This window comes from Pseudomonas sp. XP2 (assembly GCF_053557975.1).
In genome coordinates, this window is the sequence record NZ_JBNRIK010000002.1 from 220,534 (window position 1) to 235,037 (window position 14,504).

Below are 14,504 nucleotides of genomic sequence, written 5' to 3' on the forward strand. Positions count from 1 at the left end.
GGGTAAACCTGCTTCCACAGGCACCGCCTACCCTGTGGGAGCAGGTTTTGCCGCGAAAGTGCCGGACCAGACAGCCGCAATACTTGAGCCCGACGATAACCTCAGAGCATCGCGCCACGCAACCGCGGCGTCAGCTCTTCGAACAAGGTCTGCACCGAGCGCAGCGCCCGGCAATCCGGCCGGGTCAGTAGCCAAAGCTGAGTGTCGCAACCCGGTAGCGGTCCGCTCAGCGCTTCCACGCCGGGCAGGGCGTGCACCATGTAATCCGGCAGCGCCGCCACGCCCAGGCCGGCGGTTACCAGCTGGGCGATGGTCGACATCCCGCTGCACTGGTAGCGCGGGCTCAACCCAGGGTGCTGCTGGTTGCGCCAGACCACCGTGGGGTGGTCCTGCATCGAGTCGTCGGGGGCGATCCATGGCACGCTGACGGCCGATTCTGCCAGGCGCTCGCGCCACTGCGGCTGGCCGCAAACCACATAGGATGTTGACCCAAGGTTGCGACCTACCAGGTGCTCCGGTGGTGTATTGGTCAGGCGCAGGGCAATGTCGGCGTCACGCCGGCTGAGGTTGGCGAAGGTATTCGAGGTGCCCATCTCCAGCGACAGGGCCGGGTAGTTGGGCATGAACTCGGCCAGCGCCGGCAGCAGCAGGCTATGCATCACCGCCTCGGTGCAGGTCACCCGCACCGTGCCGCTGACCACCTGCTCGCCACTGGTCATGGCAATGCGTGCCGCCTCCAGCGCCTGCTCGGCCAGGGCCTGCGCGGTGTCGGTCGGCAGGTAGCCCTTGCGGCTCTTGACGAACAAGGCGGTGCCCAGCGCCGACTCCAGCCGGCGGATCGAGCGGAACACCGTCGAAACGTCGACTTTGAGGAGCTCGGCGGCCTTGGCCAGCGAGCGGCCACGCTCCAGTGCCAGGACCAGGGAGAGGTCGGCGTGGGTGATCTGATATTGCATTGGTGCACGCTCTGCTTGCCGAATTGCCAATGTCTGTTGCGTCGGGGCCATTTTATAGTGAAACCGCCCCCCGGAATCAATGCGTCCGGTCGGGTAACCAATCCCCACGATGGGAAAGTGAAAAAAACAACAGCTGCAACCATCGTCGCCCGTGAGGCGCCAGCCGTATCCCCACATCGCCGCAGCACATCAAAGGATGTACACCATGACGTCGGTAACCCCGTGCGCCAGTTCTTCCAGCGAGATGAATGACTTCCTCCAGGCCCATCCGGACACACAGTACGTCGACCTGCTGATCTCCGACATGAATGGCGTGGTACGTGGCAAGCGCATCGAGCGGGCCAGCCTGCACAAGGTGTACGAGAAAGGCATCAACCTGCCGGCTTCGCTGTTCGCCCTGGACATCAACGGTTCCACGGTCGAAAGCACCGGCCTTGGCCTGGACATTGGCGATGCCGACCGCATCTGCTTCCCGATCCCCGGCACACTGTCGGACGAGCCATGGCAGAAACGCCCCACCGCCCAGCTGCTGATGACCATGCACGAGATCGAAGGCGCGCCGTTCTTTGCCGACCCGCGTGAAGTGCTGCGTCAGGTGGTGAGCAAGTTCGACGACCTGGGCCTTACGATTTGTGCTGCGTTCGAGCTGGAGTTCTACCTGATTGATCAGGACAACCTCAACGGCCGCCCGCAGCCGCCGCGCTCGCCCATTTCCGGCAAGCGTCCGCAGTCGACCCAGGTGTACCTGATCGACGACCTCGACGAATACGCCGACTGCCTGCAGGACATGCTCGAAGCGGCCAAGGAGCAGGGCCTGCCTGCCGATGCCATCGTCAAGGAAAGCGCCCCGGCGCAGTTCGAGGTCAACCTGCACCACGTGGCTGACCCGCTGAAGGCCTGCGACTACGCGATCCTGCTCAAGCGGCTGATCAAGAACGTGGCCTACGACCATGAAATGGACACCACCTTCATGGCCAAGCCCTACCCGGGCCAGGCAGGTAACGGCCTGCACGTGCATATTTCGTTGCTGGACAAGAAAACCGGCAAGAACATCTTCTCAAGCGATGACCCGCTGCAAAGCGACACGTTGCGCCACGCCATTGGTGGTGTGCTGGAGACGATGCCGGCATCGATGGCCTTCCTCTGCCCGAACATCAACTCCTACCGCCGCTTCGGTGCGCAGTTCTATGTGCCCAATGCGCCGAGCTGGGGCCTGGACAACCGCACCGTGGCCGTGCGCGTACCTACCGACAGCAGCGACAACGTGCGCCTGGAACACCGCGTGGCCGGCGCCGACGCCAACCCGTACCTGATGCTTGCGGCAGTCCTTGCCGGCGTGCACCACGGCCTGACCAACAAGGTCGAGCCGGATGCGCCGATCGAAGGCAACTCCTACGAGCAACTGGAACAGAGCCTGCCGAACAACCTGCGTGATGCCCTGCGCGCGCTGGACGACAGCGAAGTCCTCAACCAATACATCAGCCCGGACTACATCGATATCTTCGTGGCCTGCAAGGAAAGCGAACTGGCCGAGTTCGAAGTGTCGATCTCCGACCTTGAGTACAACTGGTACCTGCACACGGTGTAAGCCCATGAGCGCAAATGCGGTCCCCCTGATCGGTGTCAGCGCCTGCCGCCAGCAGGTGGGGAAGAACTCGTCGCATACAGTAGGCGACAAGTATGTCGAGGCGGCCGGCTTTGCCGGTTTGCCGCTGATCTTGCCGGCCCGTGACGGCGGCAGTGACACGCAGGCGCTGCTGGCCCGTCTGCACGGCATTGTTTTTACCGGCTCGCCTTCAAATATCGAACCGCATCATTACAATGGCGCCCCTAGCGCGGCGGGTACCCGGCACGATCTGGCGCGCGATCGCCTGACCCTGCCGCTGCTGCAGGCGGCAATTGCCGCTGGTGTGCCGGTGTTCTGCATCTGCCGTGGTTATCAGGAACTGAATGTGGCGTTGGGTGGCAGCCTGCACCAGCGCGTGCAGGAATTGCCCGGTTACCTTGACCACCGCGAACCTGAGGACGCACCCCTGGAGGTGCAATACGGCGCTCGTCACCTTGTCGGCATCGAGCCAGGCGGGTTGTTCGAGCACCTGGGGCTGGCTGAGCAGTTCGAGGTCAACTCGCTGCACAGTCAAGGCATCGAACGCCTGGCGCCCGGCCTGCGTGTCGAGGCGCGGGCCCCGGATGGCCTGATCGAAGCGGTGTCCATGCCCGCAGCGCCGGGCTTTGTGCTCGGCGTGCAGTGGCACCCGGAATGGCGCTTCACCGAAAACCCGGTTTCGCTGCGCCTGTTCCAGGCGTTTCGCGAGGCCTGCATTGCCTACGCAGCACGGGAGGGCGCACGGCAGGAAACAGTCTGACGTCAGCCGAAGGTCTCGGATGACCGGTCCCCGGCAGCAAGCTTTCAATGAGTGAAAGCAGGCCTTGTGCGCAAGGCCTGCGAAAACAATTCCAAAATTTACGGCAAATACTCATGAGCAATTATACAGAAGCCGGCCGCCCACCCGATGTGGCGGCCGACGCAGGCAACACCCAGCGCGGCAAGGGCTTGGCCAAAGGCCGCTTGGGCCTGCTGGCCAGCGTGGTGCTGGGCATTTCCACCATCGCCCCGGTCTACACCCTGACGGGCGCCCTCGGCCCGACCGTGCGCGAGGTGGGTGCCCACCTGCCAGCGGTGTTCATCGTCGGCTTCCTGCCGATGCTGCTGGTGGCCCTGGGCTACCGCGAGCTGAACTCGGCAGAGCCGGACAGCGGTACTTCGTTTACCTGGTCGGCGCGTGCCTTTGGCCCGATGATCGGGTGGATCGGCGGCTGGGGGCTGGTGGTCGCCACCACCATCGTGCTGTCGAACCTGGCGGGTGTAGCCGTCGACTTCTTTTACCTGTTCCTTGGCCAGATCACCGGCAAGCATGAGCTGGCAGCATTGGCCGACAATCTGTTGATCAACATCAGCACCTGTTGCGTGTTCATCGGCCTGGCCGTGTGGATCTGCTGTCGTGGCATCGCCACCACCATGACCGTGCAGTACGGCCTGGTGGCCCTGCAGTTGCTGGTGCTGATCGGCTTTGCCTTCGCCGCCTTCGGCGGCACCACTGCGCCGCCACCGCTGGCGTTCGATTTCGCCTGGTTCAACCCGTTCGGTGTCGAGTCGTTCTCGGCCTTTGCTGCCGGGCTGTCGCTGTCTATCTTCATTTTCTGGGGCTGGGACACGTGCCTGACCGTCAGCGAAGAGTCGGTGGGCAGCGAAGAGGTGCCGGGCAAGGCTGCCACCTGGACCGTTATGTTGATCCTCGGGCTGTACCTGTTCACCGCTATCGCCACTCTGCAGTTTGCCGGTATCAGCGAAACCGGGCTGGGCCTTAACAACCCACGCATCCAGGAGAACGTCTTCGCCCACCTGGCCGGCCCGGTCATGGGGCCGCTGGCAATCCTGATGTCCATCGCCGTGCTGGCCAGCACCGCGGCGTCGCTGCAGTCCACCTTCGTGGCGCCGGCGCGGACTCTGTTGGCCATGGGTTACTACGGTGCGGTACCGCAGAAGTTTGCCAGCGTCTGCCCGCGTTCGCAGACCCCACGCTACGCCACCATTTGCGCTGGCCTGGCAGCAGGCCTGTTCTACGTGACCATGCGTACCCTGAGCGAGAACGTGCTGGCGGATACCATCACCGCGTTGGGCATGATGATCTGCTTCTACTATTCCCTGACCGCGTTCGCCTGCGTCTGGTATTTCCGCGACAGCCTGTTTGACAGCCTGCGCCACTTCATCATGCGCGGCCTGTGCCCGTTGACAGGTGGGGTGATCTTGTCGGTGATTTTCGCGCGCACCGCCATCGACAGCGCCTCGCCGGACTTCGGCAGTGGCTCGCATGTGGGCGGGCTGGGGCTGGTGTTCGTGATTGCCGCGATCATCTCGGTGCTCGGCATCGGGCTGATGATGCTGTCGCGCATGCGCGCGCCGGCTTACTTCCTGGGGGCTACCCTGCGTCAGCAGGCTACCCTGCCGCTGCAGGAATGACTGGAAGGGGCTGCTCTGCAGCCCATTCGCGGGACAAGCCCGCTCCCACAGGTACTGCGCCGACATTGAAGGCAGCCAAAACCCTGTGGGAGCGGGCTTGTCCCGCGAATGGGCCGCAAAGCGGCCCCATCGTTTTCAGCCAACCAACTGTTTCAGCAAGGCCCCGTGGCGCTGCTGCTGTTTCTTCAGCACCAGGCGATTAGAACGGAACACCGACTTCAAATCTTCCAGCGCGACGTCGAAATCATCGTTGATGATCACGTAGTCATACTCGTCGTAGTGCACCATCTCGCTCACCGCTTCCTTCATGCGCCCAGCGATGATCTCTTCGCTGTCCTGCCCACGGCCGTCCAGGCGCTGACGAAGGGCTTCCTGGCTTGGCGGCAGGATGAACACCGACAATGCCTGCGGCATCAACTTGCGCACCTGCTGGGCGCCTTGCCAGTCGATTTCCAGGATCAGGTCATAGCCCTGGTCCAGGGTGTGCTGCAGTGCACTGCGCGAGGTGCCATAGAAGTTGCCGAACACTTCTGCATGCTCCAGGAAGTCGCCTTGCTGGATCAGCGCCTTGAACTCCTCATGGACAACGAAGTGGTAGTTCACTCCGTGCTCCTCGCCCGGGCGCATGGCGCGAGTGGTGTGCGAGACCGAGACGCGGATTTGCTGGTCGTCCTTGGTCAGGGCCGTTACCAGGCTGGTCTTGCCGGCGCCCGAAGGGGCCGAAACGATGTAGAGGGTGCCGCTGCTGTGGTTCATGGTCGGGGTGGCCTTACTCGATGTTCTGTACTTGTTCACGCATCTGTTCGATCAATACCTTCAGGTTGACCGCCGCTTGCGTACTGCGTGGGTCGAAGGCCTTGGAGCCGAGGGTGTTGGCTTCGCGGTTGAGTTCCTGCATCAGGAAGTCCAGGCGCCGGCCGGCGGCGCCGCCACCCTTGAGCACCCGACGCACTTCGGTGACGTGGGTGCTGAGGCGGTCGAGCTCCTCGGCCACGTCGCTCTTCTGGGCCAGCAGCACCATCTCCTGCTCCAGGCGCTGCGGGTCGAGTTCGGCCTGCATGTCGCCGAAACGGTCGAGAATCTTCTGCCGCTGCGCCGCCAGCATCTGCGGCACCAGGGCGCGCAGGGTGGTGACTTCGCTGGTCATGTTGTCCAGGCGCTCGTTGATCAGCCGGGCCAGTTCCTGGCCTTCTCGCTGGCGTCCGGCCTTGAGTTCGGCCAGGGCTTCGTCGAACAGTGCCATGGCCTCGGCGTTCAGCGCCTGTGGGTCGCTGGTGTCTGCCACCAGCACGCCTGGCCACGACAGCACTTCCAGCGGGTTCAGCGGTGCCGGCTGCTTGATCAGGCCGGCCACTTCCTCGGCGGCGGCGACAAGCTGTGCGGCGCGCTCGCGGTCTACCTTCAGCGGCTTGCCGTTGCTGTCTTCATTGAGGCGCAGGGTGCATTCCACCTTGCCCCGTGAAAGGCCCTGGCGCAGGCCTTCGCGCACGGCGCCTTCGAGGTCGCGCAGGGCCTCGGGCAAGCGCAGGTGGGGTTCCAGGTAACGGTGGTTGACCGAGCGCAGCTCCCAGATCAGGGTGCCTTGGCTGCCGGCGCGCTCGACACGAGCAAAAGCGGTCATGCTGTGCACCATGGGGAGTACCTCGCGTAGATGTATGAACGGTGGGAGCCTCTCGGCTGCAAGGCGCAGGATTGTAGCGCAGTGGGGCCTCGGCGCCCAATCCACCCATGTTACAGAGGGGTGGCCACGGCAGTCGGAAAAGGCGACGGGCTGTGTCGGGCGCGACAATAGGCATGTCTTCCCCGCGCTGCGGGCTCTATAATGCTCGGCAGATTCAAAGTCCCAGTACAGGTATCCCAGATGAAACGTCCAAGTGGTCGCGCCGCCGATCAGCTCCGCTCGATCCGCATCACCCGCAACTACACCAAGCACGCCGAAGGGTCGGTACTGGTCGAGTTCGGTGACACCAAGGTCATTTGCACGGTCAGCGTGGAAAACGGTGTGCCGCGCTTCCTCAAAGGCCAGGGCCAAGGCTGGCTCACCGCAGAGTACGGCATGCTGCCGCGTTCCACCGGCGAGCGTAACCAGCGCGAAGCCAGCCGTGGCAAGCAGGGTGGCCGCACCCTGGAAATCCAGCGCCTGATCGGCCGTTCGCTGCGCGCTGCGCTGGACATGAGCAAGCTGGGTGACATCACCCTGTATGTCGACTGCGACGTGATCCAGGCCGATGGCGGCACCCGTACCGCGTCCATCACCGGTGCCATGGTCGCCCTGTGCGACGCCCTGGCGGTAATCAAGAAGCGCGGTGGCCTTAAGGGCGGCAACCCGCTCAAGCACATGATTGCTGCCGTGTCGGTAGGCATGTACCAGGGCGAAGCCGTGCTCGACCTGGATTACCCGGAAGACTCCGCTGCCGAAACCGACCTGAACGTGGTGATGACCAGCGCCGGTGGCTTCATCGAAGTGCAGGGCACCGCTGAAGGCGCGCCGTTCCAGCCGGAAGACTTCAACGCCATGCTGGCGCTGGCGCAGAAGGGCATGAACGATATCTTTGAGCTGCAGCAGGCGGCTCTGGCTGACTGACTGTTTGGGGCCGCTGCGCGGCCCATTCGCGGGACAAGCCCGCTCCCACAAGATTTGTGCAGCTTTCCAGCCATGCATGAATCCTGTGGGAGCGGGCTTGCCCCGCAAATGGGCTGCGCAGCAGCCCTAGCACGCTGCCACAAGATTTGTACAGCTTCCAGCCATACCTGAATCCTGTGGGAGCGGGCTTGTCCCGCGAATGGGCTGCGCAGCAGCCCTGGCATGCTCCCACAAGCTTTGTACAGCTTTCCAGCCATGCATGAATCCTGTGGGAGCGGGCTTGTCCCGCGAATGGGCTGCGCAGCAGCCCTGGCACTCAGATGGTCAACGTCCAGTCATAATCCACGATAAGCGGCGCATGCTGGGAGAAGCGCGGCTGACGCGGCAGGCGGGCGTTGCGCACGAAGCGGCGCAGGCCCGGCGTGAGGATCTGGTAGTCGAACCGATAGCCCAGGTTGAGCATCTCGGCCTGCTCGTTGTCTGGCCACCAGCTGTACTGGTCACCTTCACGGCTGACTTCACGCAGGGCATCGACGTAACCCATCTCGCCGGTGATCGCATCCATCCAGGCGCGTTCCGGCGCCAGGAAGCCCGGCGACTGCTGGCTGTCACGCCAGTTTTTGATGTCGAGCTTCTGCTGCGCCACGTAGAACGAGCCGCAATAGATGTATTCGCGACGCTTGCGACGCTGTTTGTCCAGGTACTTGGCGAAGTCGTCCATCAACTTGAACTTCTGGTTCAAGTCTTCGTCGCCGTTCATGCCCGAAGGCAGCAGCAGGCTGGCAATACTGACTTTGTCGAAATCTGCTTGCAGGTAACGCCCGTAGCGGTCGGCTGTCTCGAAGCCCAGGCCGGTGATGACTGCCTTGGGCTGCATGCGCGAGTAAAGGGCCACACCACCTTGGGCAGGCACCTCCGCGTCGCAGGCATAAAGGAAATAGCCATCGAGCTGGAAAGCTGGGTCATCGAGTTCAAAGGCCGAGGCGCGGGTATCCTGAAGGCAGATGACGTCGGCATTCTGGGCTTGTAGCCAGCTGAGCAAACCACGCTCGGCCGCAGCCTGAATGCCATTAACGTTCACACTGATGATCCGCATAAATGGCCCCAAAAATCTCGTGCGTGTATGATACCCGAGCTCAACCCATTTAGCTAAATCCGTGGTGTCCGGGACTATTCATGCAGCCGTATCAGCGCGACTTTATCCGTTTTGCCATCGATCGCGGGGTACTGCGTTTCGGTGAATTCACCCTGAAATCGGGGCGTACCAGCCCGTATTTCTTCAATGCCGGCCTGTTCAACACCGGTTCTGCATTGGCCGAGCTGGGGCGGTGCTATGCCGCAGCCATCGTCGACAGCAAGATCCCGTTCGATGTGCTGTTCGGCCCGGCCTACAAGGGTATCCCTTTGGCGGCGACCACCGCCGTGGCCCTCGCTGATCAGCATCAGCTCGATGTGCCATGGTGCTTCAACCGCAAGGAAGCCAAGGACCACGGCGAAGGCGGCAGCCTGGTTGGTGCGCCGCTGGCCGGTGATGTACTGATCATCGACGACGTGATCACCGCCGGTACCGCCATCCGCGAGGTCATGCAGATCATCAACGCCCAGCAGGCCAAGGCCGCTGGCGTGCTGATCGCGCTGAACCGCGAAGAGCGTGGCAATGGCGAACTGTCGGCGATCCAGGAAGTGGAACGCGACTTCGGTATCCCGGTGGTCAGCATCGTTTCGCTGACCCAGGTGCTGGAGTTCCTGGCCGATGACCCGCAGCTCAAGCAGCATCTGCCGGCTGTCGAGGCTTACCGGGCGCAGTACGGGATCTGATCCTGGCCTGGAAATGAAAAAGGCGACCTTCACATGAAGGTCGCCTTTTTTGTGTCACCTGTTCCGGCCCTTTCGCGGGTGAACCCGCTCCCACAGGATCTCCACAGCCCTCAAAGTCGGTGCTATCCCTTGTGGGAGCGGGTTTACCCGCGAAGAGGCCGGTGCAGGCTAGCCAATCACTCAGCGCGGCTTGCGGTTGGTAATGAGGGTACCCACGCCGCTGTCGGTGAAGATTTCCAGCAGCACCGCGTTCGGTACGCGGCCGTCGATGATGTGCGAGCTGTTCACGCCACCCTGCACCGCATCCAGCGCGCACTTGATCTTCGGCAGCATGCCGCCGTAGATGGTGCCGTCGGCGATCAGTTCGTTGACCTGCTCGGTGGTCAGGCCGGTCAGTACCTGGCCCTGTTTGTCCATCAGGCCGGCGATGTTGGTCAGCAGCATCAGCTTCTCGGCCTTCAGCGCCTCGGCTACCTTGCCAGCCACCAGGTCGGCGTTGATGTTGTACGACTCACCGTTGGCGCCCACGCCGATCGGCGCGATCACCGGGATGAAGTCACCCTTCACCAGCATGTTCAGCAGGTCGGTGTTCACGCTTACCACTTCGCCCACGTGGCCGATGTCGATGATTTCCGGGGTGGTCATCTCGGGCGTCTGGCGGCTGACGGTCAGCTTGCGGGCGCGGATCAGTTCCGCGTCCTTGCCGGTCAGGCCGATGGCGCTGCCGCCGTGGCGGTTGATCAGGTTGACGATGTCCTTGTTGACCTGGCCACCCAGCACCATCTCCACCACGTCCATGGTCGCCGAGTCGGTGACGCGCATGCCGTCGATGAAGTGGCTTTCGATCGACAGGCGCTTGAGCAGGTCGCCGATCTGCGGGCCACCACCGTGGACCACCACCGGGTTGATGCCCACAGCCTTCATCAGCACGATGTCACGGGCGAAGCCTGTTTTCAGCTCCTCGCTTTCCATCGCGTTGCCGCCGTACTTGATCACCAGGGTCTTGCCGACAAAGCGGCGGATGTAAGGCAGTGCTTCGGACAAAACCTCGGCTACATGGGAAGCGGCATCGCGATCGAGGGTCATGCAGGGCTCCTGTAAGGAACAGATAGTCGGTCAGAACGGCAGTTGCAGCTCAGGCTCAACCCGCAGCAACTGGGTACGGAATACATCCTTGATACGTTGCAATTCGGCGTCGCTGTCGGCCTCGAAGCGCAGCACCAGCACCGGGGTGGTGTTGGAGGCGCGGACCAGGCCCCAGCCGTGGGTATAGTCAACCCGCACACCATCGATGGTGGTCAGGCTGGCTTCGCCCCAATCGGCGTCGCGTTGCAGTGCATCAATGATGCTGAATTTACCCTCGTCGGTCACATCAATATTGATTTCCGGCGTGGAAATATCGTTAGGGAAGGCGGCAAACAGGTTTTCGGCGCTCTGTCCGGCCTTGCTGAGGATCTCCAGCAGGCGCGCAGCGCTGTAGATGCCGTCGTCAAAACCGTACCAGCGTTCCTTGATGAAGATGTGACCGCTCATTTCGCCGGCCAGCAGCGAGCCGGTCTGTTTCATCTTCTTCTTGATCAACGAATGGCCGGTCTTCCACATCAGTGCGCGGCCGCCATGCTGTTCGATCAGCGGGGTCAGGCGACGGGTGCATTTGACGTCGAAGATGATTTCGGCGCCGGGGTTGCGCGCCAGCACGTCCTGGGCAAACAGCATCAGCAGGCGGTCCGGGTAGACGATGCTGCCGGTGTTGGTCACCACGCCGACGCGGTCGCCGTCACCGTCGAAGGCCAGGCCGATGTCGGCGCCGGTTTCCTTGACCTTGGCGATCAGGTCTTCGAGGTTTTCCGGCTTGCCCGGGTCCGGGTGGTGGTTGGGGAAGTTGCCGTCGACCTCGCAGAACAACGGAATCACTTCGCAGCCCAGGGCTTCGATCAGCTGCGGTGCGACCACGCCGGCGGCGCCGTTGCCACAGTCCACCACCACTTTGAGCTTCCTGGCCAGTTTCACGTCGCTGACGATTTGCTGGAAATAGCGGTCCAGGATCTCAACCTTTTCCACGCGGCCTTCGGCCAGGGTCAGGTCGTTGGTTTTCAGGCGGGTCAGCAGGGCCTGGATCTGTTCGTTGGCCAGGGTGTCGCCGGCGATGACGATCTTGAAACCGTTGTAGTCCGACGGGTTGTGGCTGCCGGTCAGCATCACGCCCGACTTGCCGGCCAGCACATTGGCCGCGTAGTACAGCGCCGGGGTGGGCACCAGGCCGATGTCGCTGACCTGGCACCCGGCATCGACCAGGCCTTTGATCAGCTGTTCGACCAGCATCGGGCCCGACAGGCGGCCATCGCGGCCTACCGAAACCTGCGGTTCGCCCTGGGCCAGGCTTTGCGCGCCGATGGCGCGGCCGATCCAGTAGGCGGTTTCGGCGTGAAGGGTTTTACCGACCACGCCACGAATGTCATAGGCGCGGAAAATGCTGTCTGGTAGCGCGGCGGGGACCAGGTGGGCCATGTCGTTCATCTCTGGTAGCTCCAATAATCAAAGGTCTGGGCAGGCGCAAACTGACGCTTGGACGGTGCTTTCGCCAGAGAGTTCGCCATCCTTGGCCTGAACGGTCATCTGCCGGCTCAGTGGCTGCCGGAGTGACCAAAGCCACCAGCGCCACGCTGGCTTTCATCGAACGCTTCGACGATGTCGAAATGGGCCTGCACCACCGGCACCAACACCAGCTGGGCGATACGTTCGCCAACGGCGATGGTGAACGGCGTGTTGCCACGGTTCCAGCACGACACCATCAGCTCGCCCTGGTAGTCCGAGTCGATCAGGCCGACCAGGTTGCCCAGCACGATGCCGTGCTTATGGCCCAGGCCCGAGCGCGGCAGGATTACCGCGGCCAGCCCCGGGTCGCCAATGTAGATCGACAGGCCGGTAGGAATCAGCAGGGTCTGGCCTGGCTCGAGGACGGTGTCCTCCTTGAGCAGGGCGCGCAGGTCCAGGCCGGCGGAGCCGGGGGTGGCGTAGGTCGGCAGCGGGAATTCGCTGCCCAGGCGTGGGTCGAGAATCTTGGCTTGAAGAGCGTGCATGTAACTTATTGAACCTGGTTGAGCCGATCGGCGATGAAGGCGACCAGTTGTCGGGCGATCTTGCCTTTGCTGGTCTGCGCGAAGAGGGTCTGGTGCTGCTGGCGGTCGATCACGGTCAAGGCGTTTTCTTCGCTGTTGAAGCCGATGCTGGGGTTGGCCACATCATTGGCGACGATCAGGTCGAGGTTCTTGTCCTTGAGCTTGCGCGTGGCGTAATCGAGCAGGTGTTCGGTTTCGGCGGCGAAGCCCACGCTGAACGGGCGGTCGCTGCGGCCAGCAATGGTGGCAAGGATATCGGGATTGCGCACCATCTGCAGCAGCATGCCGTCGCCGGTCGTAGGATCTTTCTTCAGCTTTTGCGTGGCAACGACTTCCGGGCGGTAGTCCGCGACCGCGGCCGAGGCGATGAACAGGTCACACGGCATGGCCGCTTCACAGGCCGCAAGCATGTCCCGCGCGCTGACCACGTCGATGCGGCTGACCCGGTCGGGCGCTGGCAAGTGCACAGGGCCCGTGACGAGGGTGACCCGAGCCCCGGCTTCGGCGGCTGCTTCGGCCAGGGCGAAGCCCATCTTGCCGGAGCTATGATTGGTGATGTAGCGCACCGGGTCGATGTTTTCCTGGGTCGGGCCGGCGGTGATCAGCACGTGCTTGCCGGTCAGTGCCTGGCGCTTGAAGCTTTCTGCGGCGCACCAGGCCAGGTCGGTGGCTTCGAGCATGCGGCCCAGGCCCACGTCGCCACAGGCCTGGCTGCCAGACGCCGGGCCGAACACCTGGATGCCACGGCTCTTGAGCAGTTCGAGGTTGGCCTGGGTAGCCGGGTCGCGCCACATCGCCTGGTTCATGGCCGGGGCGACGGCGACGGTGGCGTCGGTGGCCAGCACCAAGGTGGTCAGCAGGTCGTCGGCCATGCCTTGGGCCATGCGCGCCATGAGGTCGGCCGTGGCCGGGGCGATCAGTACCAGGTCGGCCCACTTGGCCAGTTCGATATGGCCCATTGCCGCTTCGGCGGCAGGGTCGAGCAGGTCCATGTGCACCGGGTGGCCCGACAGCGCCTGCAGGGTCAGCGGGGTGATGAACTCGGCACCACCACGGGTCATGACGACGCGCACCTGCGCGCCGTGCTCCAGGAGACGGCGAATCAGCTCGGCGCTTTTGTAGGCGGCAATGCCGCCACCCACGCCGAGAACGATGCGCTTGCGATACAGCCGCTGCATAGGCTTGCCTTTTTCCAGTGAGAGCGGGCGGCGACGTTTGAGATTGCCTGCGGCAGTACGTCGCATGTACGAGGCGAAATAGATTAACACAGGGTCGAAATGGGCCGCAGCAAGGGCAGGGGGCGGGGATGAATATCAGGGAATGGCCGGCTGAAGAAAGGCCGCGGGAGAAGTTGCTGCAGCGTGGGGCTGGCAGCCTGACCGATACGGAGTTGCTGGCTGTATTTCTCGGTTCAGGTGTGCGCGGGCGTAATGTGGTGGAGCTGTCGCGAGGCCTGCTGGTGAAGTTCGGGAGCTTGCGCCGGTTGTTGGAGGCCGACCGCGAGGCCTTCGTCGGCGAGCTTGGGCTGGGCCCGGTGAGGTACAGCCAGTTGCAGGCGCTGCTGGAAATAGGGCGCAGACACCTGGCGACATCGATTGAGCGGGAATCTGCCATGGACAGCCCGGAAACGGTGCGGCGCTATTTGAAAGCGATGCTGCGACATGAGGCCAGTGAAGTGTTCGGGTGCCTGTTTCTGGATACCAAGCACAGGCCGCTGGCGTTTGAAATCCTGTTCAGGGGCACGATAGATCGGGCGAGTGTCTACCCGCGGGAGGTGGTGCGGCGGGCGTTGCTGCATAACGCGGCGGCTTTGATCCTGTGTCACAACCATCCTTCGGGGAACAGTGAGCCGAGCCAGGATGACGTGCATTTGACCCTGTCGTTGAAGCGGGGGCTGGGGCTGATCGATGTGCGGGTGCTGGATCACATCATCATCGGTGACGGGGAGCCCTTATCGATGGTTGAGCAGGGGTGGATTGTCGCTTAGAGGTGTGCATGTGCCGGCC

The 14,504-nt window shown here is 63.1% G+C and carries 13 protein-coding genes and 1 pseudogene; 6 read left to right on the forward strand and 8 right to left on the reverse strand.

The features are described 5' to 3' along the window. Window positions 1-101: 101 nt before the first annotated feature. Window positions 102-956, reverse strand: coding sequence for a LysR family transcriptional regulator (locus ACK1VC_RS03880; RefSeq protein ID WP_449117855.1), 855 nt, complete (start codon window positions 954-956; stop codon window positions 102-104). Window positions 957-1,161: 205 nt separating this feature from the next. On the opposite strand from ACK1VC_RS03880, the gene ACK1VC_RS03885 reads away from it, so the two are divergent. From ACK1VC_RS03885 to ACK1VC_RS03895, 3 genes are all read left to right on the forward strand, one after another. Further along, entirely contained in the window at window positions 1,162-2,544 is a 1,383-nt protein-coding gene (locus ACK1VC_RS03885) for a glutamine synthetase family protein (RefSeq protein ID WP_016489824.1), read from the forward strand. 4 nt (window positions 2,545-2,548) lie between these two features. Next, window positions 2,549-3,322, forward strand: a complete 774-nt coding sequence (locus tag ACK1VC_RS03890; protein ID WP_191087109.1) for a gamma-glutamyl-gamma-aminobutyrate hydrolase family protein — start codon at window positions 2,549-2,551, stop codon at window positions 3,320-3,322. Between the two features lie 113 nt (window positions 3,323-3,435). Next, window positions 3,436-4,977, forward strand: a complete 1,542-nt coding sequence (locus ACK1VC_RS03895) for an APC family permease (RefSeq protein WP_016489822.1) — start codon at window positions 3,436-3,438, stop codon at window positions 4,975-4,977. Window positions 4,978-5,112: 135 nt separating this feature from the next. Here the strand turns inward: ACK1VC_RS03895 and gmk are convergent, their stop codons facing one another. Both gmk and ACK1VC_RS03905 read right to left on the reverse strand, forming a co-directional pair. Beyond that, window positions 5,113-5,733 carry a guanylate kinase gene (gmk, locus tag ACK1VC_RS03900; protein WP_016489821.1) on the reverse strand — a complete coding sequence of 207 codons (621 nt, stop codon included), beginning with the start codon at window positions 5,731-5,733 and terminating at the stop codon, window positions 5,113-5,115. A gap of 13 nt (window positions 5,734-5,746) precedes the next feature. Continuing rightward, window positions 5,747-6,610 carry a YicC/YloC family endoribonuclease gene (locus tag ACK1VC_RS03905; protein WP_016489820.1) on the reverse strand — a complete coding sequence of 288 codons (864 nt, stop codon included), beginning with the start codon at window positions 6,608-6,610 and terminating at the stop codon, window positions 5,747-5,749. Between the two features lie 228 nt (window positions 6,611-6,838). Here ACK1VC_RS03905 and rph point away from each other — a divergent pair, with 228 nt between their 5' ends. Then, a complete protein-coding gene (gene rph / locus ACK1VC_RS03910; RefSeq protein ID WP_016489819.1) occupies window positions 6,839-7,561 on the forward strand; it encodes a ribonuclease PH in 723 nt (240 codons plus the stop codon). A gap of 316 nt (window positions 7,562-7,877) precedes the next feature. On the opposite strand, the gene ACK1VC_RS03915 is transcribed toward rph, so the two are convergent. Beyond that, a complete protein-coding gene (locus ACK1VC_RS03915; protein WP_003253401.1) occupies window positions 7,878-8,657 on the reverse strand; it encodes an exodeoxyribonuclease III in 780 nt (259 codons plus the stop codon). 80 nt (window positions 8,658-8,737) lie between these two features. On the opposite strand from ACK1VC_RS03915, the gene pyrE reads away from it, so the two are divergent. Then, a complete protein-coding gene (pyrE, locus tag ACK1VC_RS03920) occupies window positions 8,738-9,379 on the forward strand; it encodes an orotate phosphoribosyltransferase (RefSeq protein ID WP_003253405.1) in 642 nt (213 codons plus the stop codon). A 180-nt stretch (window positions 9,380-9,559) separates the two neighbouring features. Here the strand turns inward: pyrE and argB are convergent, their stop codons facing one another. From argB to coaBC, 4 genes and pseudogenes are all read right to left on the reverse strand, one after another. Next, on the reverse strand, window positions 9,560-10,465 hold the full coding sequence (argB, locus tag ACK1VC_RS03925; RefSeq protein ID WP_004575216.1) for an acetylglutamate kinase: 906 nt from the start codon (window positions 10,463-10,465) through the stop codon (window positions 9,560-9,562). A gap of 30 nt (window positions 10,466-10,495) precedes the next feature. Beyond that, a pseudogene (locus tag ACK1VC_RS03930) lies at window positions 10,496-11,863 on the reverse strand (phosphomannomutase/phosphoglucomutase); the annotation flags it as partial. A 140-nt stretch (window positions 11,864-12,003) separates the two neighbouring features. Then, window positions 12,004-12,459 carry a dUTP diphosphatase gene (dut, locus tag ACK1VC_RS03935; RefSeq protein WP_016712700.1) on the reverse strand — a complete coding sequence of 152 codons (456 nt, stop codon included), beginning with the start codon at window positions 12,457-12,459 and terminating at the stop codon, window positions 12,004-12,006. 5 nt (window positions 12,460-12,464) lie between these two features. Next, window positions 12,465-13,676: a bifunctional phosphopantothenoylcysteine decarboxylase/phosphopantothenate--cysteine ligase CoaBC gene (coaBC, locus tag ACK1VC_RS03940; protein WP_191087108.1), complete on the reverse strand. Its 1,212-nt coding sequence runs from the start codon at window positions 13,674-13,676 to the stop codon at window positions 12,465-12,467. 128 nt (window positions 13,677-13,804) lie between these two features. On the opposite strand from coaBC, the gene radC reads away from it, so the two are divergent. Further along, the gene (gene radC, locus ACK1VC_RS03945) at window positions 13,805-14,485 is read left to right on the forward strand and encodes a RadC family protein (protein ID WP_023048208.1); all 681 of its coding nucleotides are present in this window, start codon (window positions 13,805-13,807) and stop codon (window positions 14,483-14,485) included. Window positions 14,486-14,504 lie beyond the last annotated feature (19 nt).